The organism is Comamonas odontotermitis (assembly GCF_020080045.1).
Classification (GTDB): domain Bacteria; phylum Pseudomonadota; class Gammaproteobacteria; order Burkholderiales; family Burkholderiaceae_C; genus Comamonas; species Comamonas odontotermitis.
This window is the reverse complement of sequence record NZ_CP083451.1, coordinates 4,010,092-4,028,975: the sequence shown is the minus strand read 5'-3', so window position 1 is coordinate 4,028,975 and position 18,884 is coordinate 4,010,092. Positions and strand designations below refer to the sequence as shown.

Here is an 18,884-nt window from a genome sequence, read left to right as displayed (position 1 = left end):
TTTCCGATAGAGTTATTTGATCAAGAAATATAAAAACATAAATTTAATTTTGTGCTAGATGCCTAAATTTATTCACATTTCAGGTGTATAGATCTGCCTTTCCGGGTTGGGTGATTGCATGGACTGGGGGGCGAGACTTGGCCTTGCGCCTTCATGCCAAACTGCAGGTGGAAGCGGTAAAAATCTGGACTATCCGCAGGTGGGTCTGATGTGCTTGGCCGAGCTGATCGTCACCACTGGCCAAGCTCGGTTCTTGTGCTTGTAGCCGCTGCGGCCAGTAGATCTAAGGTCCCGTAGATGTGCCGCCTGACCATCTGAAGTAGGCTGCCATGAAAGGCGCGGACGGGCTCCCGCCAATAAGAGCCGCCAACACAACCCTTGATATGTTGTTGCTTTGTCGGGGGCGCCCAGCCGGGGGCGCCTAGCCGGGGGCGCCAAGCCTTGTTGTACCTTTGTACTGCCTGCAGCCTCGCCTGACGTGGCCCGGCCTGACGCGGCACGGCCTGACGTGGCCCGGCGCCTCGTCCCAACCGCAAATCTATGATTTGTTGGGTTGTGTTGGCGGCTCTAAAAACAAGCCAAGAAAGTCGGCTTCATGTGCGTGGCACATGGAACCGCGCGTGGAGATGCAGGCATATGGGGCACGCTACGGCGCCCCGGCATTGCACCGGGGTCGCGCGGCCAGGCCGCTGTAGTTGGCGTGATGCCGCAGCTGTTTTTACAGAGCCCCGCCCGAGCCGCGCGCGCCCGATGAAGGCACGGGCAGGCCCAGAATGTCGCAGGCCACAGCCTCGCCGACCTTGATGCCATCTACGCCAGCTGACAGAATGCCGCCCGCATAGCTGGCGCCCTCTCCGGCCGGATAGAGGCCGCGCGTGTTGTCGCTCTGAAAATCTGCTCCCCGGCCAATCTTGACGGGGGAGGAAGTGCGCGTTTCCACGCCGGTCAGCACGGCGTCTGCCATGTCGTAGCCACGGATTTTCTTGCCGAACGCAGGCAGGGCTTCGCGCATGGCTTCGATGGCATAGCCTGGCAAGGCCTGGTGCAGGTCGCCCAGGCTGATGCCGGGCTTGTACGAAGGTTGCACGGCGCCGAACTCCGTGGATGGATGGCCTGTGACGAAGTCACCCACCAGCTGGCCGGGCGCACTGTAGTTGCTGCCCCCCAGCACATAGGCCCTGGATTCCAATTGGCGCTGCAGCACAATGCCGGAGAGCGGGTGATGCTCTCCTTTTTGTAGCTCTTCCACGCCATAGGTCTTGCCGCCAAAGGCCCAGGCAAAGCTTTCGGCGTCCTGCGGGTAGTCTTCCGGGGTGATGGCGCAGACCATGCCGGCGTTGGCATTGCGCTCGGCGCGCGAGTACTGGCTCATGCCATTGGTGACCACGCGCTCCGGTTCGCTGGTGGCGGCCACCACGGTGCCACCGGGGCACATGCAGAAACTGTAGACGGCGCGACCGTTCTTGGCATGGTGCACCAGCTTGTAGTCGGCAGCGCCCAGCAGCGGGTGGCCGGCATCCCTGCCCCAGCGCGCGCGGTCGATCACGCTTTGCGGGTGTTCGATGCGAAAGCCCACCGAGAAGGGTTTGGCTTCCATGGCCACGCCGCGCTCATAGAACATGGCGAACGTGTCGCGCGAGCTGTGGCCCAGCGCCATCACGGCATGGCGGGCGGGCAGGGTGTAGCTCTTGCCAGTGGCCTGGTTCAGCACCTGCAGGGCAGTGAGCTGTCGCTGTACGTCTTCGCCATGGGGGGCAGCATCAATCACCACATCGGTCACACGCTGTTCAAAGCGGATTTCACCGCCCAGGCGGATGATTTCCTCGCGGATGCCTTCCACCACCTTCACCAGCTTGAAGGTGCCGATGTGCGGATGGGCGGCGTACAAAATTTCGGGCGGCGCGCCGTGTTCGACGAACTCCGTCATCACCTTGCGGCCCAGGTGGCGCGGGTCCTTGATCTGGCTGTAGAGCTTGCCGTCCGAGAAGGTGCCAGCACCGCCTTCGCCAAACTGTACGTTTGATTCGGGCGTCAGCTCGCGCTTGCGCCACAGGCCCCAGGTGTCCTTGGTGCGCTCGCGCACCTGCTTGCCGCGCTCCAGCACGATGGGCTTGAATCCCATCTGCGCCAGCACCAGGGCGGCAAAGATGCCGCAGGGGCCAAAGCCGACCACTACCGGGCGCTCTGCCAGACTGGTGGGCGCCTGGCCCACCGGCTTCCAGGCCATGTCGGGTGTGGGGTTCACGTGCGAATCGTCTGCAAAGCGGGCCAGCAACTGCGCCTGCAGAGCTTCATCGGTCAGCGTGACATCGACGATGTAGACCGCCAGCAGTGCAGATTTGCGGGCGTCAAAGCTGCGCTTGTGCACATGCAGGCTGGCAATGGCCTGGGCGGGAATTCCCAGGCGCTCGCTCGCCAGCTGCGTGAGCTTTTCCGTGGGAGGGAATTCGGTGTGGTTCTCGGGGTGGTAGGGCACCGCCGCGAGGGGGAGTTTGAGTTCTGCGATCCGGATCATGGCTTGTACCTATCAAGCAAGGCTGGGGATGGTACGGCAAAGCCTGCCCGGGCGGCGGCAATGGCCCGCTTGGCCTTGGCATATGCTCGGAAAAGCGACACAAGGCACTTTTATTTTGATAGCAATAAGCGCTTGATGGGAAGACGCTACAGGCTGTTTTTCTTCAGTTTCAGGAGGCAAATCGCGCATCCTGGTTCGACGGGCTGCTTTCCCAACTACACAGGGTGCCGACCCACCCTCACATCACCAACCTGGAGTGACCCACCCCCGCGCCTTTTTCCACGCGGATCTGCGCGGGGATGCGTTCCTTGAGCGCTTCCACATGGCTGATGATGCCGATCATCTTGCCACTGGCGTTCAGCGCGTCCAGAGCGGAGAGCGCCACCTCCAACGTCTCGCCGTCCAGCGTGCCAAAACCTTCGTCCAGGAACAGCGAGTCGATCGAGGTCTTGTTGCTGACCAGGTCGGACAGCGCCAACGCGAGGGCCAGGCTGACGAGGAAAGCCTCGCCGCCCGAGAGCGTACGTGTGTCGCGTGCCACATCGCCTTGCCAGCTGTCCACGATGTCGAGCTCCAGCTCGCCCGTGGGTTTGCGGCGCAGCAGGTAGCGGCCATGAAGGCGGGTGAGGTGGCGGTTGGCAAGCAGCAGCAGGTGGTCGAGCGTGAGCCCTTGCGCAAACTTGCGGAATTTGTCGCCCTTGGCCGAGCCGATGAGGCTGTCGAGCCGCTGCCACAGGTCGCTGTCCTGCTCCTGCTCCGCAATCTGTGCCAGCAGGGCCTGCTGGCCGGTGCGGCGGGCCTGGTCATCAGCCAGGCGTGCACGCTGGGCGCCCATGTGCTCTGCAGTGCGGGTGCGCTCGGCCTCCAGCGCCAGCAATTGCTCGGCAATGGCCTGCGGCGCCTCCTGCGTCAAAGCCTGGGCCTGCAGCTGGCGGTGGTGCTGCTCTGCTTCCTCGGTCAGGGTGGCCGCGCGCTGCACGGCAGCGTGCAAGGCATCGCTCAGCGCGGAAAGCCGTTGCTGTTCGGCCTGCGGCAACAGGGCCCGTGCAAAAGCGCGGTCATCGCTGAACGGACTGGTTTGCAGGGCGGCATTCCACGCCGCATGGGCTTGCGCCTCCTCCTGCTGCAGTTGCGCCAGGTGGCTGCGCGCTTGCTGGGTCTGGCCTTCCAGGCTGGCCAGTTGCTGGTTGGTGCGCTCCAGCAAAACGGTGCAATCGTCCAGCGTGGCGGGCAGGGCGGATGCCGCCGGGCTAGGTGTATTCAAAGGCTGCAACTGCGCGGCTCGCTGCTGCCATTGCCTCGCTTCCTGGGTGCACTGGCTGACGCGCTGCTGTTGCAGGGCCAACTGCTGTGCCAGAGACTGCTGCTGGGCGCTGTGCTGCTGCCATTGCTGCCAGTCATGCTGGCGCTCCTGTAGCCAGGCATTGGTGGAGGCGTCGCCGGGCACTTGCAAGCCCAGGGGGGCCAGTGCCGCCTGCAGCGCCGCATCTGCGGAAGTGGCGCTGGCCTGCAGGCTTTGCACCGAGGCGGCCAGCCGCTGTTGCAATGTGGCGTTGTCCTGCCGGGCTTGCTGCAGGCGCTCATGCTGGTGTTGGGCGTTTTGCAGCGCCTGTGCGGCCGCGTGGGCGGCGTCCTTGGCACTTTGCAGGCTGCGTTCACCAGCTTCTGCATTCTCCAGGGTCTGTTGCAGGTCGTCGGTTTGCGTGGCGCGTGCCTGCTGGGCCTGGGCAAGCACCGCTGGCTGCTGCCAGGCGTCCTGCGGCAATGCGCTCACCGTGGTCTGGCGCAGTTGCTCCCATTGGCTGTTCCATTGGGCAATGCGTGCCGCAAGGCCTTCCAGCTGGCTGTGCAGGCTGGTCTGCTGGCTGAGGCTCGCCGCGTGGCCTGCACCCAATTGTTCGCCCTGGTGCTGCAGTGTTTCAAGCTCGGCTTGCGCGCGCTGCAGCGCCGTTGCGGTGGCAGAGATATCCAGCGCCGCGTATGCCGATAGGGCCGGATGCTCCTGCGATCCGCACAGCGGGCAAGGCTGGCCGGGCTGCAATGCATGGCGGTGCGCTTCTAGGCTTTGGATGCGCTCTTCCTGAGCCAGCAATTGTTGCTTGTCGGCCACCCGCTCCTTCTGGGCCTTGTATTGGCTGCGCATTGCGGCAAGGGCAACCTGCTGCTCTTGCGCCTGGGCCGCGCATTTGTTCAGTTCGGCGGTGAGCTGTATCTCTTGCTGGGCCAGCGGCTCGCGCTGGCTGGCATGGTGCTGCAGCTGTTGCCAGGCTTGCAGATGTTGCTGGGCTGTCTGCCAGGCTGCGCGCAACTGGGCCAGGCTGCCGCCATGGGCAGTGAGCCGGGCTTGCTGCGCCTGCAAGGCATCGCGCGCTGCGGCGTCTGCCTGCTGCCGGGCAGCCTGGGCCTGCTCCAGCACGCCAGCCTGATCCGTGGCTTGCTGCTGCAAGGCGCCACCCTGTTGCTGGGCTTGCTGCAGCTCGTCTTGTTCACGCTGCAGCTGCTGCAGATGGAACTGGCGCCGTTCCAGTTGCTCGCGCCAGCCACTGAGGTGTTCGCCCAGCTGTGCATGGGCTGCGTGGCTATGCAGCCAGTGGGAGTTGTCGGCTTGCTGCGTCTGCAGTTGTTGGAGTTTTTGCTCTTCTTTTTGCAGTGATTGCGCGGCCAGTTGGCTGGCTTGCTGATGGATATGCCATTGCGCGCTGCGGGCCTGGCCCCATGCCTCTTGCAGTTGTTCTTGCTGGGTGCGCCCTGCTGCACTGGCAGCCTGAGCCTGTAGCCAGCGCGCATGCAGCGGTGCGATGGCTAGTGCCGGGCCATGGGCTTGCAGGCGCTGCAAGTCAGGCGCAGCAGCCTGCAACGCTTGCCGGGCCTGATCCAGGGCCTGGTTGGCCTGCGTGTGTGCGTGGGCAGCTTGCGCAGTCTGCGTCTGCCAGTGTTGCAGGGCTTGCAGTGCGGTGTGGCGCGTGTGGAGCTCCCCCAGGGTGGTTTGCAACTGGGCCGCGTGCGCTTCCAACCGGGCACGCTCGTCCTCTGGCAGCAGTTGCATGCCGCCTGCATGGGCCTTGTTCCGCTCCAGTGCCTGGCGTGCTTCGCGCGCGCGCTCGAACACGGCTTGCGAGATCTGGCTGTAGATGTCGGTGCCGGTCAGCTCTTCGAGCAGTTCGGCTCGGTCATTGGCGCTGGCTTCCAGGAACTTTGCAAAACCGCCCTGGGCCAGCAGCATCGATTTGGTGAAGCGCGCAAAGTCCAGCCCGGTGATCTGCGCGATCTGCCGGAGCTTGTCTGCACTCTGGGTGCTGAGGATGTGGCCATCTGCCACGCGCGCCAGCTCGACCCTGGGTGCCTGGAGCGCGCCGCTGGCCTTGTCGCGCGCGCGGCGCTGGCTCCAGAAGGCGCGGTAGCGCACGCCTTTGACCTCGAACTCCACCTCGGCTTCGCAGCTCGCGGTATGGCGGGTCATCACATCGTTGCTGCTGGCGCTGATGGCGGACAGGCGCGGCGTCTGGTGGTAGAGCGCCAGGCAGATCGCGTCAAGCAGGGTGGATTTGCCCGCCCCCGTGGGGCCGGTGATGGCAAACAGGCTGTTGTCGGCAAAGGGCGCGGCGGTGAAGTCGATGTCCCAATCGCCTTTGAGCGAATTGAGGTTCTTGAGGCGAAGCCTGAGGATTTTCATGCCGCGTCTCCGCCTGGGGCAGTCACTGTGTGCACGACCTCCTGGTAGCGCTCGGTCAGGGCCTGCTGCAGTGGCGCCTCCAGCGCCTCCAGCGCCAGGCGGCGTGCAAAGACTTCCAGCGGAGTGAGGTCGCCCAGCAATTCCATGGTGGCGCTTTGCAACTGCGCCGCGGCCGTGCCGCGCTGGCGTTTGATGCGCAGCACCTGCACGGGCAGCCCGTCGGTCAGGGCTTGCACGCGGGCGGGCAGGTCGGCGAGGTAGTCGTCTTCTTCAATGGTGATATCCAGCCAGGTGGCACGTTCTGTGTCTGCGCTGATTGCTATTTTTTTTAGAGCATCTGGCAATGCTGCCAGGCTGCAGCGAAGGGCGTACATGGGCTGGAACACCGGAATCGGCAGCGGCGTGACGGCCTGCAGGCCATCCTCTCCCACATCGACCAGCAGCACCTGCTTGGTCTGCCGCGCCTCGTCAAAGCCCAGTGCAATCGGCGATCCGCTGTAGCGGATGTGGTCCAGCCCGCCTACCTTCTGCGGCTGGTGGATATGGCCAAGCGCAATGTAGTCGGCAGGCGGAAACGCATTGGTCGGAAACGCCTCCAGCGAACCCACATAGATTTCGCGTACCGATTCGCTGCTGCTGGCGCCCACGGTAGTGAGGTGCCCGGTGGCGATGATGGGCAGCTTGCGGCCCAGGGATTGCAGCAGCGCAGCCTGCTGGGTGAGCGCGGCGTCGTAGACCTGCTGGTAGGTGGACTGGATGGCGGCCTGCAGGGCCAGTTGTTTGTCGAGTGCGCTTTGCCCGGCCAGGCTTTGCTGCACATCGCGGGCGCGGATGAAGGGCAGGGCGCAGACGATGCAGCCGGGATCGCCAGATACCCGCAGGGGCAGTGTGATGGCATGCTGGTGCGGCGCGCCTGTGGCGGCAATCACCTGAGTGCCCAGGTGGCGCAGCAGGTCGCGGCTTTCATCGAGCACGCTGACCGAGTCATGGTTGCCGCCAAGCACCAGCAGCGCAACGCCGGCCTGGTGCAGCCGGGCAATCAACTGGTTGTACAGCTCGCGGGCATAGCTGGGCGGTGCGCCGGTGTCGAAGATATCGCCGGCAATCAGCACGGCATCCACCCCATGGGTATCGACCTGCGCCACCAGCCAGTCAATCAGCGCCCGGTGTTCGGCCTGGCGGCTCTGGCCCATGAAATGCTGGCCCAGATGCCAGTCGGAGGTGTGGAGGATGCGCATGTGGTGATCGGCGAGAACAGCCGCTTATCGTAGTGCCTGCTGCCGTGCTGCAAGAGACGACCGGACCCGAATGGTTATAAATAATAACAATGGTTTCATTGAAGCAAGGCAATTAATTGATTTGTTCTATGGAATTTCGGGGTTCTATAATCCGCCGCACCATGATTGCGCCCATAGGGGGCGGCAACGTGACATGCGCAGCTGACAGGCGGGGCGCCCGCTGCAATACGGAGAAGCATATGGCAAAGTTTGCAAATTGGATGGCAGTGGCTGCCGTGGTGGCTGGTGCTGGCCTCGTGGGTTGCGGCAAGAAGGATGAGGCTGGCAGCGCACCTGCGCCTGCAGCCGCCCCCGCAGCAGCACCTGCCCCGGCTGCAGCACCTGCGGCCAAGGTTCAGGCTGGCAAGTGGAGTGCTACCACCGAGATGAGCGGCCCCATGGGCCAGCAGGCACTGGCAGGCATGGAGCAGGCGTTCAAGAGCATGACGCCTGAGCAGAAGAAGGCCGCCAATCTGGAAAATGCCCGCATTGAAGGCGGCAAGCTGATCCAGGAGATGTGCATCACCGCCGATATGGCTTCCAAGACCTTGCAGGCGCTGGCCGATTCGCAGCTCAAGAACATGTCCGGCTGCAATGCGCCAGACATCAAGACCAGCGGCAGCAAGGAAACCATGTCGTTCAGCTGCGGCGAGGGCAAGATGAGCATGGTGCTCGAAGCCGATTACAAGTCACCGACCGAGAACGTCGTGACCACCAAGATGGACATGGCAGGCCAGAACATGCAGACCACCGTGACCAGCAAGCGCATCGGCGACTGCTGATCCCGCTTCTGATTTCAGTTGCGAGGACGAGCGCAGCCACCTGGCGGGGTGGCTGCGTTTTTTTATGAGGCTCGGGCTGCTGGTGGAAGTATTTGCCAAAAAGGCTTGTTGCGCCTGCCCATCAAGCGCCATGACTCCTGATTCTGTAGCGGCTTGCCTCGGCAAAAGTGCAAAAAAGGCCACTGCTGGGGTCAGCAGTGGCCATCAAGAGCACGGCCTGAGAGCTTTGCGGCTCCCTGTCTTGCGACGTTCAAGCCGTGCCACGCACTTCATGCCGTGGCGGTGGGCGCTTTGCCCGCCACCGTCAATCTGCGTTTATTAATTTGAACAAAAGACGACCGGGTTCATGGCGGTCGCCTGGAGGACGGGGAGGCTGCGTCAGCGCCGCCCGATCCGGATGAGGCTACCGTGCTTATTCGCCGAAGGAGCCGTTGCCTTCAGGCAGCTTGCCAGCGATCAGGGCGTCATGGGCAGCTTGTACCACTGCACCGCGTGACAGGCCCTGGCCTTGCTCGTAGGGGTTGGCTTGCAGCTTGTCGCCCTTGAGCAGCAGGGTGCCATTCTTCTGCGCATCGGCCAATTGGGCCTGCACTTCGGCGCGGCTCAGGCTGCTGGTAGCTGCAGCGCGTGGTGCAATGGCCTGGTCGCCTTCAAATGGGTTGGCCTGTGCAACACCGGCACCCATGGCCAGAACAGCGGTGAGACCTGCAATCGAAAAAATACGTGCGTTCATCATTATTAAATTCCTTTGAGATTCCGACGGGTCACCATGGCCTGCCGGTTCGCTCAACGGGTGGCGGCTTCTGTCACCGCGTTTGCTTCTCGTTGATCGATGTATTCAGTGTATTTTTGCGACCGTTTGGGATAAACCCCTTGATACGGGATTGATTGTTCTGAATATCGAATCAATCAATCAATCGATCGGCGGAGCAGGTGCGCGATGGCCTACCCTGGTGGTCGCTATCGACGGTAGATAAATAAAAATAGCATCCAGCGCTTGCTGTGTAAGCGCTGGATGCTATTGATTCAGGAGTTTGATGAAGCGGCCGCAAGTGCCATCTCAAAAAGCGGCCTGCAGCGGTACTACAGGGGCCCTTCCATGGGCTCGGCCAGAAAGCCACCGCTCTGGTGGGCCCACAGCTTGGCGTAGATGCCGCCGCGCGCCAGCAGCTGCTGGTGCGTGCCTTCTTCCACGATCTGGCCCTTGTCCATCACGATCAGGCGGTCCATGGCGGCGATGGTGGACAGGCGGTGCGCAATCGCAATCACCGTCTTGTCATGCATCAGGTTGTCCAGGCTCTCCTGGATGGCCGCTTCAACCTCGCTGTCCAGGGCGCTGGTAGCCTCGTCCAGCAGCAGGATCGGTGCGTCCTTGAGCATCACGCGTGCAATTGCCACGCGCTGGCGCTGACCGCCCGAAAGCTTGACGCCGCGCTCGCCCACCTGCGCGTCATAGCCCGTGCGGCCAAACCGGTCGGAAAGGTTGCCGATGAAATCTGCCGCTTCGGCGCGTTCGGCGGCGCGCAGCATCTCCTCCTCGGTGGCATCGGGCCGGCCGTACAGGATGTTGTCGCGCATGGAGCGGTGCAGCAGCGAGGTGTCCTGCGTCACCATGCCGATGTTGCTGCGCAGGCTGTCCTGCGTAACATGGGCGATGTCCTGGCCGTCGATGCGGATCTGGCCGCCCGCCACATCGTGAAAGCGCAGCAGCAGGTTGACCAGGGTCGATTTGCCAGCGCCCGAGCGCCCGATGAGGCCAATGCGCTCGCCCGGGCGGATGGTGAGGTGGAGATGGTCGATGACCGGGCGGCCCGCGTCCTTGTATGCAAAACTCACGTTGTCGAAGGTGATCTCGCCACGGTTCACCACCAGCGGCTTGGCCTCCTTTGCATCCACGATCGTGCGCGGCTTGGTCAGGGTATTGATGCCGTCTTGGATGGTGCCCACGTTCTCGAACAGGCCAGTCATCTGCCACATCACCCAGTGCGAATAGCCCATCAGGCGCAGCGCCATGGCAATCACCGCCGCCACGACGCCGGCCGTGGCCTGGCCGTTGGTCCACAGGTACAGCGCCGTGCCAGTCGAGCCCAGCAGCAGCAAGGTGATCATCAGGTGGTTGGTGATCTCGAACAGGCTCACCAGGCGCATCTGCGCGTGGCCGGTCTGCTTGAAGGCGTCCATCGCGCTGCGGGCATATTCGGCCTCGCGGCGGGTGTGCGCAAACAGCTTGACGGTGGCGATGTTGGTATAGGCGTCGGTCACGCGGCCAGTCATCAGCGCGCGCGCATCCGCCTGGGCCTTGCCGATCTTGCCCAGGCGCGGAACAAAGAATACGCAGGCGCCGATATAGGCGGCCAGCCACAAGGCAAATGGAATCATCAGCCGCCATTCAAAGCTTGCGGCCAGAATCAGGATACCGATCATGTAGACGCTCACGCCCACCAGCACGTCGACGATCATGAAGATCACCTCGCGCACGGACAGCGCCGTCTGCATGATCTTGGTCGTGATGCGCCCGGCAAACTCGTCGGCGTAGAAGGACATGCTCTGCCCCAGCATCAGCCGGTGGAACACCCAGCGCAGCCGCATCGGGAAGTTGATCGCCAGCACCTGGTGCATCACCTGCGTGTGCAGGGCCAGCAGCAGCACACTGCTGAGCAAAATGGCGACGATCCCGATGACCGTGCGGCCCTGGTCGGCCCAGAACGTCGTGGGTGAGAACGTGGCCAGCCAGTCAACCACATGGCCCATGATGGCAAACAGCACGGCCTCATACACCGCCAGCAACGCTGACGTGGCCGTGAGCAGGCCGATCCAGCCGCGCATGCCTTGCGTGCAGGCCCACATGAAAGCGAAAAAACCCTTGGGCGGAACTTGTGGCTCGGCCGTTGGGTAGGACGGCACACGCCGTTCAAACCATGAAAACATGCACAAATCTCCTGCGATGCGGTCCAGATGCAGCCGGAAAAGATACGGTGGGCAGAAGGTGTCGTGGAGACACCATGGCCGCAAACGGGACAACCAGCGCAGCCGCTGTGTGCAAGCGGCTGATGGTGAAGTGGGAAAAGCGGGAACAGGCCCGGTCTGCCGAGTCTAGCGGGCCTGTGGCAAGACGGGGGCCGCCCGTGGGATAGCCCTTGGATGACGAAATGTTTTTTGGGTTACCGTTGTTTGCTGCAATGCGTCAATTTATAGATTCGTGAAAAGCCATAGGGATGTTCACCAATGCGACACATAGCCCGACTTTTTTAATATAGAGGTTTTATCTCAAAGCCAAAGGCATCCGATGTCTTCCAACCCAACTACAACTTTGCATCACGTTCCTGCCACCCGCTGGAAACTGCCTGCCATGAGCGCTCTGGCGCTGGCCATCACCATGAGCCTGGGCGCCTGCGCAAGCAGCCCGCAAGCTGCCAGTGCGCCCGCAGCGGCAGCACCTGTTGCGGCAGCGCCAGCAGCAGCGGCGCAGCCAGCACAGCAAGGGGCACGCAATGTGGTGGTGCTGGCCACTGGCGGCACCATCGCGGGCGCAGGTGCTTCGGCCATGAACAGTGCAACCTACAGTGCGGCCAAGGTGCCTGTGGACAAGCTGCTGGCAGGGCTGCCCGAGCTGTCCAAGGTCGCCAATGTGCGCGGCGAGCAGGTCTTCCAGATTGCCTCCGAGAGCTTCACCAACGACAACCTGCTGGTGCTGGCCAAGCGCGTGTCGGCCCTCGTCAAGCAGGCCGATGTGGATGGCGTGGTCATCACCCACGGCACGGACACCCTGGCTGAGACGGCATATTTCCTGAGCCTGACGGTGCACACCAACAAGCCCATCGTGGTGGTGGGATCGATGCGCCCTGGCACGGCCCTGTCGGCTGATGGCGCTTTGAACCTGGTGAACGCCGTGAGCGTGGCCGCCGCCAAGGATGCCGAAGGCAAGGGTGTGGTCGTCACGATGAACGACGAGATCCAATCGGGCCGAGATGTGAACAAGGACGTGAACATCAAGACCGGCGCATTCCAGAGCCAATGGGGCCCGCTGGGCATGGTGGTGGAGGGCAAGAACTACTGGTTCCGCGCGCCGGTCAAGCGCCATACCATGCAGTCCGAGTTCAATATCGATTCCATCACCAGTCTTCCACCAGTGGAGATCGTCTATGGCTACGGCAATGTGCCGCGCACGGGCATCGATGCCTTCGTCGGTACGGGCGCCAAGGCGATCATCCACGCAGGCACCGGCAACGGCTCGGTGGCCGACCGCATTGTCCCGGCACTGCAGGAAGCCCGCAGCAAGGGCGTGCAGGTGATTCGCTCGTCGCGCGTGCCTTACGGCTTTGTGCTGCGCAATGCCGAGCAGCCTGACGACAAGTACGACTGGGTGGTTGCCCACGACCTGCGTCCTGAAAAGGCACGCCTGCTGGCTGCACTGGCCCTGACCAAGACCAGCGATCCCAAGGAAATCCAGCGCATCTTCTGGGAATATTGATGCATGGCGCCCGGTGCTGCCGGGCCTGATTGCGTAAGCGCCATGAAAAAGGGACAGCCTGAACCAGGCTGTCCCTTTTTCAATGGCTTGGATCAGAAGGTGAGGACCTTGTCGGCGGTCAATGTCCAGTCGGCCAGCTCGGGCAGCGTGCCAATGCTCACACCGTTGATCAAGGTCAACTCGGCCAGGCCCCGTGCCAGCGCACAGGTGCGGCAGAGCCTGATGGTGACGCCCTCGGCCACCAAGGTTTCCACCATGGCCTGCAGGCCGGGGCCCGTGCCGTCATGCTGGTTCGGCAGGCCGACGACAGTGGCATCGGACATCAGGAACACCTTCACTTCCGGCCTGGCATCGTGCCCGGCCAGTGCGGTGGCCACGCGCAGGGCCGACAGGCAGCGCTCGCTGCCATAGGGTGCGGCATGCACGATGATGACGATTTTCTGGGTCATGGGGAATCCTTTGCAGAGGGGGTGGCGAAAGTGCCTGGTGCCTCAGGGAGGTCACTTCCTGATCAGGTAACGGATGGTCGGGCCATCCTGCTGGATTTCCAGCACTTCGTAGCCGTGGTTCTTGGCGTCCAGCGGAATGTTGTTGATCGACTGTGGGCAGTCGGAGATCACTTCCAGGATTTCGCCGGGTTGGAGGCTGGGCATGGCTTCCAGCGTGGCAACGGCTGGGTACGGGCAGGGCTCGCCCATCATGTCGAGGCGGTAGTCGGGCGTGTAATTGGACATGGGAAGAACTCCTTACTGAACGGCAGGGCGCACGCTGGCCTGAATGGATTGCTGGCGCTGCTTGCGGTTGAAGAAATGGCGCTCCCACCACAGCACGAGCAGCAGCGAGATGGCCAGCATCACATAGGTGGTGAGCAGGCCCGCCTGCGGGCCCAGGGCCTTGAGCAGGTTGATCTTGTCGTAGTTGATGGCGATGGCGGGGGCCAGATCGTCCCATACCAGCGCCAGCAGGGTGGAGCCGATGATGTTGCCCAGACCCACCCACCAGTAATGCACCTGGCCTTCGACGGCGCGGTACATCCAGCCGGTCTCGCACCCGCCTGCGAGCACGATGCCAAAGCCAAACAGCAGGCCGCCAATCACGGCATTGGGACCTGCCCAGAAGATCTTGGGATCGAGCCCCAGTTGCACGTAGCTGTAGACGCCGATGGTGCCAGCGGCCATGCCGAAGATGATGGCCTTGGCCATCTGGGTACGTCCGGTCAGCCACAGGTCACGGAAAGCCGAGGTGAAGCACACCTGGGCGCGCTCGATGATCAGGCCGAACATCAGCCCGAACAAAGCGGCAAAGCCGAGCTTGGGTGCATCGAACACCTTGGCAATCGCCCAGCAGATGAAAGCGACGAACAGAAACATGCCCAGGCGAAAGCGCTTCTTGGCCTGGGCTTCGCGCGCCGACAGCGGCTGGGCGGCGTTCACTTTCTGCAGTTTGACCGGAATGCGGAAGATGGGCAGCATGCTCACCTTGGCGCCGAACAGTGAGCCAATGGCCGTGGCAATGGCAAAGAACCATGCGTGCAGCGAGAACTGCGGAATGCCGGTGAAGAACGCCGCCAGGTTGCAGCCCATGGCCAGGCGTGCGCCGAAACCAGCAATGATGCCGCCGACGATGGCCTGCACCACGCGGATACGGTGGTTGGGCATGCGCAGCTTGACGTTGTTGGCCCAGAGCGCAGCCGAGAAGCAGCCTACGAACATGCCGATGATCATCACACCATCGATGCGGGTGAGCGGCGTCCCCTGCAGGCCGATGACCTTGAAGTAGCCCCAGTTCGAGAGATCGACCCCGAAGAACTGGAGCACATGGCCGCCCCACCGGGTGAACTCGCCGGTGACGGCCCAGAAAGTGCCGGTCAGGCCAAAGTAATATGCAGAGAGGACGCCTGCCGCAATCACTGCGGGCACGGGCGACCAGAAGCGCACCAGGTATTGGTGCTTGAAGTCTTGCCAGGTCATGTTTCTTCCTTGCTGCGCGGGCGTGCGCAGCGTCTGGCCCAGGCCTCCCGGCGCATGCTGCAGCAGCGCGCGACAGGTGGAGGGTCTTTCAAATAGGTGCCTGCAACAGAGGCGAATCCTCCCGGCGGATGTACCGGAGCGGACGGGAGCGATTATGCTCCTTGTGATTTTTCCAGACACTGTCACTGCTACTGCCGCTGTTACGGCACTTGGCAGCTTGCACAATCTGCACCTGATATCCAACAAGGAACTCCATGAACAACACACACGGCTGGGCGGCACTCGTCTGGGAAGGTTTTCCCGCCTGGTACAAGCAATGGGCGGACGGCAGCAGCCTCCTCGTGGCAGAGCAGGGCGCGCAAGTGCTGTCGTGGAAGACGGCAGATGGCCGCGAACACCTGTACCTGAGCCCCGCCAGCGCGCGCGATGGCAAGACGGCCATCCGTGGAGGCGTGCCGGTGTGCTTTCCCCAGTTCAACACGCGCGGATCACTGCCCAAGCATGGCTTTGTGCGCAACCTGGGCTGGCAGGTGGTGGAATGTGGCGCGCAGCATATTGCACTGCGCCTGCAGGATGGCCTGGCTACCCGGCAGTTCTGGCCCGAGGCCTTTGATGCCGTACTGCGTGCTGAAGTTGGCGCCAACTCGCTGGCCATCACGCTGGAAGTGCGCAACATCGGCAGCACGCCTTGGGCCATGACCTGCGCGCTGCACAGCTATCTGCAGGTGGATGAGATCACGCAGACGCAGCTTGCAGGCCTGCAGGGCGCTGCGTGCTGGGATGCGCTGGCCGATACCCGCTTTGCCGAAGCGGCCGATCAGATCGATTTTGGCGCCGCGCCGGGAGCGGGTTTTGATCGCGTGTTCTCGACGCCCGGCGCTGGCGGTAAATTGCTACAAATTTCGCAGCAATTTGCGCATGACGGACGGGCGCTGACCATCCAAAACAGTGCAAATGCCAGTGAGGTGGTGGTGTGGAACCCGGGTGCGGCGCTGAGCCAGGAGCTGGCCGACATGCCCGATGATGGCTGGCGCCAGATGCTGTGCGTGGAGGCAGCCAGCATCGACGTCCCCGTCACCCTGGCCCCTGGGCAGTCTTGGCGACTGATGCAAACGCTAACTACGGCTGGCGCATAAGCGTGGCTAGGGTCTAAAGCAAGGCACAGGCTGCGGATTAGCGCCCGCTCCCCGGCAGGGGCGAGCGGCTGCGTTGATAATGGCACCCTTGTTTGTTGTGCGCGCAGCTATGGCTGCGCTGTTTCTATGCCGGGTACTGCTTCCCGTTCCTCTCCCTCCGGCGCCGCGACCGAGCTGCGCCGCGACCTCAAGGCCCGCCATCTGTCGATGATTGCCATTGGCGGCTCCATCGGCACGGGCCTGTTCGTGGCCTCTGGCGCCACCATTGCCCAGGCCGGGCCCGGCGGCGCGCTGCTCGCCTATGGTGTCATCGGCCTGATGGTGTATTTTTTGATGACCAGCCTGGGCGAGCTGGCGGCCTATATGCCAGTGTCGGGTTCGTTTGCCACCTACGGCGCGCGCTATGTCGACGAAGGCTTTGGCTTTGCGCTGGGCTGGAACTATTGGTACAACTGGGCGATCACGATTGCGGTCGATCTGGTGGCGTCGCAGTTGGTGATGACATACTGGTTTCCCGATGTGCCGGGTTATTGGTGGAGTGCCCTGTTCCTGCTGCTGATGGTGGCGCTCAATGCCATCTCGGTCAAAGGCTTTGGTGAGGCAGAGTACTGGTTTGCCGCCATCAAGGTGACGACGGTGCTGGTGTTCATCGCGATTGGCGTGGCCATGATCGTAGGCATTCTCCATGGCGGCCCGCAAAACGGCATCTGGGGTGCTCTGGCTACGTGGCAAGTGGGGGATGCGCCCTTTGCAGGGGGCTTTGCAGCGCTGATCGGCGTGGCGATGATTGTGGGCTTTTCCTTTCAGGGGACGGAGCTCATCGGCATTGCAGCGGCAGAGTCGGAAGACCCCGCACGCAACATTCCGCGCGCGGTGCGCCAGGTGTTCTGGCGCATTCTGCTGTTCTATGTGCTGGCGATTGCGGTCATCAGCTCGCTCATTCCCTACACCGACCCGCAGCTGCTGCGCAACGAGGTGGGCGACATCAGCGTGAGCCCCTTTACCCTGGTGTTCCAGAAAGCCGGGCTGCTGTCGGCGGCTGCCGTCATGAATGCGGTGGTGCTCACTTCGGTGCTGTCGGCAGGAAATTCGGGCATGTATGCCTCCACGCGCATGCTCTACACGCTGGCCTGCCAGGGCATGGCGCCCAAGGCATTTGCGCGTCTGTCGGGCAACGGGGTGCCGGTGCTGGCGCTGCTGGCCACCACGGTGATGGCCGGGCTGTGCTTTTTCAGCTTTCTGTTCAGCCCCAAGACGGTGTACCTGTGGCTTTTGAACCTTTCGGGCATGACAGGTTTCATCGCCTGGCTGGGCATTGCCGTGAGCCACTACCGCTTTCGCAAGGGCTTTGTGGCGCAGGGGCATGATGTGTCGCAACTGCCCTATGTATCGCCCTGGTTCCCTTTCGGGCCGATCTTTGCTTTCGTTCTGTGCCTCACCATCACGCTGGGCCAGAACTACGAGGCATTCCTGAAAGACCAGATCGATTGGGGTGGCGTGGTGGCTACCTATATCGGCCTGCCGGTGTTTTTGGTGATCTGGTGGGGCTACCGCATGGCCAAGGGTTCACGCACCGTGGCCTACCGCGATATGCGTTTTGACGGGCATGTTACTATCAAAAAATGAGCTTGAAACGTTTGATGGTTAAGCGCTATAGCGTGTTTTGACCGTAAAAAAGCAAGTCCGTGGACTTGCTTTTTTTGTGCGTGCTGACCCGTCCTGAATTGGGTTGACACCTTTCTGAAGAACAGAAAGGAAAGTCAAATGGAACAGTGGGTTAAGAGAACGCAACGGGACTACACGCTGGCTTTTAAACTCGCAGTAGTCGATCAAGTAGAAAGAGGTGAGCTGACCTACCGGCAGGCCCATGAGCGGTACGGAATCCAGGGCGCCTCAACTGTACTGGTGTGGCTTCGCAAGCACGGACGGCAGGACTGGAAAGCTGCATCATCAAGGGGCAAAGGATTACAGAAGATGCCTGAATCGCCCAAGCTGCTGACTCCAGAGCAGCGCATCAAGGAGCTGGAAGTGCAACTGAAAGAAGCCCGCGAGAAAGCGGCCTTCTTTGAAGCGGTAGTGAACGTGCTCAAGCGCGACTACGGAGTCCAAGTCACAAAAAAGCCTGCGGGCAAGTCCTCACGCAAAAGCTCGTCAAAGGGTTAAGCGTCACGAGGGCTTGCCGCTACATGGGAATCAGCCGCCAAGCGCACTACAAGCGCCTGGTCTGCCAGCGTGCACGCAGCGAGCGGGACAAGGCGGTGGTGGAGTTGGCCAGTGAAGAGAGGCGCCATCAGCCACGCATTGGCACGCGCAAACTGCTGCACTTGCTCAAGCCGCCGCTTGAACAGGCGGGAATCCAGATCGGGCGCGATGCACTGTTCGTTGTCCTGCGCCAAGCACGCATGCTGGTGCTGCCACGGCATGCGTACCACAAGACCACCAATAGCCATCATCACTACCGCAGGCACCCCAATCTACTCAAGGAGGGCCCGACCAAAACAGTGGCAAGTGGTTGTGAGCAGCTATGGGTCGCTGACATCACGTATCTACCCACCAAGGAGAAGACTGCCTATCTGAGCCTGGTGACCGATGCCTACTCGCGCAAGATCGTGGGCTGGCACGTGCACGATAGTCTGGAGACCAAGCAGGTCAGCCAAGCGTTGAAGATGGCACTGCGTCAGCGGCGAACAGATCAGCCGCTCGTACACCACTCTGATAGAGGTGTTCAGTACTGCTCGGCTCAATACCAGCGCATCCATGCACGCCACCGCATCACCTGCTCCATGACCGATGGCTACGATTGCTACCAAAACGCTCTGGCTGAGCGGGTCAATGGAATCCTCAAGATGGAATACTTGTTGCAACGACCTGCCGATCTCTCGCAGGCCCGCACCATGGTGGGCGAATCGGTACGGCTGTACAACGAGCGTCGGCCGCACCTGTCCCTAAAATACAAAACGCCCGATGCAGTACATCGGGCGTCTCTCGCCAACCAGCTTGGGCTGGAGATTAGTCGCGAATAGGTGTCAACCTATGACAGGACGAGTCATGCTCCCGATC

The 18,884-nt window shown here is 62.2% G+C and carries 13 protein-coding genes; 5 read left to right on the top strand and 8 right to left on the bottom strand.

Annotated features, from left to right (window positions below; all coding sequences use genetic code 11):
- Window positions 1–718: 718 nt before the first annotated feature.
- The 3 genes from LAD35_RS18485 to sbcD form a co-directional block, all read right to left on the bottom strand.
- The gene (locus LAD35_RS18485; protein ID WP_224150406.1) at window positions 719–2,515 is read right to left on the bottom strand and encodes an NAD(P)/FAD-dependent oxidoreductase; all 1,797 of its coding nucleotides are present in this window, start codon (window positions 2,513–2,515) and stop codon (window positions 719–721) included.
- Window positions 2,516–2,753: 238 nt separating this feature from the next.
- Window positions 2,754–6,188: an AAA family ATPase gene (locus LAD35_RS18480; protein ID WP_224150405.1), complete on the bottom strand. Its 3,435-nt coding sequence runs from the start codon at window positions 6,186–6,188 to the stop codon at window positions 2,754–2,756.
- Window positions 6,185–7,426 (bottom strand): exonuclease subunit SbcD, encoded by a 1,242-nt coding sequence (sbcD, locus tag LAD35_RS18475; protein ID WP_224150404.1) that lies wholly within the window; start codon window positions 7,424–7,426, stop codon window positions 6,185–6,187. Before sbcD ends, LAD35_RS18480 begins: the two co-directional genes overlap by 4 nt.
- 239 nt (window positions 7,427–7,665) lie before the next feature.
- Between sbcD and LAD35_RS18470 the strand changes: the two genes are divergently transcribed.
- Entirely contained in the window at window positions 7,666–8,247 is a 582-nt protein-coding gene (locus LAD35_RS18470; RefSeq protein WP_224150403.1) for a DUF3617 domain-containing protein, read from the top strand.
- Window positions 8,248–8,659: 412 nt separating this feature from the next.
- Here the strand turns inward: LAD35_RS18470 and LAD35_RS18465 are convergent, their stop codons facing one another.
- The gene (locus tag LAD35_RS18465) at window positions 8,660–8,983 is read right to left on the bottom strand and encodes a DUF4148 domain-containing protein (protein ID WP_224150402.1); all 324 of its coding nucleotides are present in this window, start codon (window positions 8,981–8,983) and stop codon (window positions 8,660–8,662) included.
- 347 nt (window positions 8,984–9,330) lie between these two features.
- Window positions 9,331–11,175 carry an ABC transporter ATP-binding protein gene (locus tag LAD35_RS18460; RefSeq protein WP_224150401.1) on the bottom strand — a complete coding sequence of 615 codons (1,845 nt, stop codon included), beginning with the start codon at window positions 11,173–11,175 and terminating at the stop codon, window positions 9,331–9,333.
- Window positions 11,176–11,623: 448 nt separating this feature from the next.
- On the opposite strand from LAD35_RS18460, the gene LAD35_RS18455 reads away from it, so the two are divergent.
- Window positions 11,624–12,718, top strand: coding sequence for a type II asparaginase (locus LAD35_RS18455; protein ID WP_224152802.1), 1,095 nt, complete (start codon window positions 11,624–11,626; stop codon window positions 12,716–12,718).
- Between the two features lie 92 nt (window positions 12,719–12,810).
- Here the strand turns inward: LAD35_RS18455 and LAD35_RS18450 are convergent, their stop codons facing one another.
- Genes LAD35_RS18450 through yedE form a run of 3 tightly spaced genes read right to left on the bottom strand, consistent with a single transcriptional unit; the run spans window position 12,811 to window position 14,868 of the window.
- Window positions 12,811–13,167: a DsrE/DsrF/TusD sulfur relay family protein gene (locus LAD35_RS18450; RefSeq protein ID WP_224150400.1), complete on the bottom strand. Its 357-nt coding sequence runs from the start codon at window positions 13,165–13,167 to the stop codon at window positions 12,811–12,813.
- Window positions 13,168–13,218: 51 nt separating this feature from the next.
- Window positions 13,219–13,452, bottom strand: coding sequence for a sulfurtransferase-like selenium metabolism protein YedF (gene yedF, locus LAD35_RS18445; protein ID WP_184704016.1), 234 nt, complete (start codon window positions 13,450–13,452; stop codon window positions 13,219–13,221).
- A gap of 12 nt (window positions 13,453–13,464) precedes the next feature.
- Window positions 13,465–14,868, bottom strand: a complete 1,404-nt coding sequence (gene yedE / locus LAD35_RS18440; protein ID WP_396022760.1) for a selenium metabolism membrane protein YedE/FdhT — start codon at window positions 14,866–14,868, stop codon at window positions 13,465–13,467.
- A 74-nt stretch (window positions 14,869–14,942) separates the two neighbouring features.
- Here yedE and LAD35_RS18435 point away from each other — a divergent pair, with 74 nt between their 5' ends.
- From LAD35_RS18435 to LAD35_RS18425, 3 genes are all read left to right on the top strand, one after another.
- A complete protein-coding gene (locus LAD35_RS18435; protein ID WP_224150398.1) occupies window positions 14,943–15,824 on the top strand; it encodes a D-hexose-6-phosphate mutarotase in 882 nt (293 codons plus the stop codon).
- A gap of 126 nt (window positions 15,825–15,950) precedes the next feature.
- Window positions 15,951–17,450 carry an amino acid permease gene (locus LAD35_RS18430; protein ID WP_224150397.1) on the top strand — a complete coding sequence of 500 codons (1,500 nt, stop codon included), beginning with the start codon at window positions 15,951–15,953 and terminating at the stop codon, window positions 17,448–17,450.
- Between the two features lie 138 nt (window positions 17,451–17,588).
- Window positions 17,589–18,847, top strand: a protein-coding gene (locus LAD35_RS18425; protein WP_396022749.1) for an IS3 family transposase whose coding sequence is annotated in 2 segments (ribosomal slippage) — window positions 17,589–17,937 and window positions 17,937–18,847 — 1,260 coding nt in all. Because the reading frame shifts where the segments join, the coding sequence is not laid out codon by codon here.
- Window positions 18,848–18,884 lie beyond the last annotated feature (37 nt).

What these genes read in the sequence shown, in the direction of transcription:
- LAD35_RS18455 (WP_224152802.1), top strand. Translation starts at nt 11,624, where the DNA reads ATGAGCCTGGGCGCCTGCGCAAGCAGCCCGCAAGCTGCCAGTGCGCCC.
- LAD35_RS18430 (WP_224150397.1), top strand. Translation starts at nt 15,951, where the DNA reads ATGCCGGGTACTGCTTCCCGTTCCTCTCCCTCCGGCGCCGCGACCGAG.
- LAD35_RS18485 (WP_224150406.1), bottom strand. Translation starts at nt 2,515, where the DNA reads ATGATCCGGATCGCAGAACTCAAACTCCCCCTCGCGGCGGTGCCCTAC.
- yedF (WP_184704016.1), bottom strand. Translation starts at nt 13,452, where the DNA reads ATGTCCAATTACACGCCCGACTACCGCCTCGACATGATGGGCGAGCCC.
- LAD35_RS18435 (WP_224150398.1), top strand. Translation starts at nt 14,943, where the DNA reads ATGAACAACACACACGGCTGGGCGGCACTCGTCTGGGAAGGTTTTCCC.
- LAD35_RS18470 (WP_224150403.1), top strand. Translation starts at nt 7,666, where the DNA reads ATGGCAAAGTTTGCAAATTGGATGGCAGTGGCTGCCGTGGTGGCTGGT.
- LAD35_RS18460 (WP_224150401.1), bottom strand. Translation starts at nt 11,175, where the DNA reads ATGTTTTCATGGTTTGAACGGCGTGTGCCGTCCTACCCAACGGCCGAG.
- LAD35_RS18480 (WP_224150405.1), bottom strand. Translation starts at nt 6,188, where the DNA reads ATGAAAATCCTCAGGCTTCGCCTCAAGAACCTCAATTCGCTCAAAGGC.
- LAD35_RS18465 (WP_224150402.1), bottom strand. Translation starts at nt 8,983, where the DNA reads ATGATGAACGCACGTATTTTTTCGATTGCAGGTCTCACCGCTGTTCTG.
- sbcD (WP_224150404.1), bottom strand. Translation starts at nt 7,426, where the DNA reads ATGCGCATCCTCCACACCTCCGACTGGCATCTGGGCCAGCATTTCATG.
- LAD35_RS18450 (WP_224150400.1), bottom strand. Translation starts at nt 13,167, where the DNA reads ATGACCCAGAAAATCGTCATCATCGTGCATGCCGCACCCTATGGCAGC.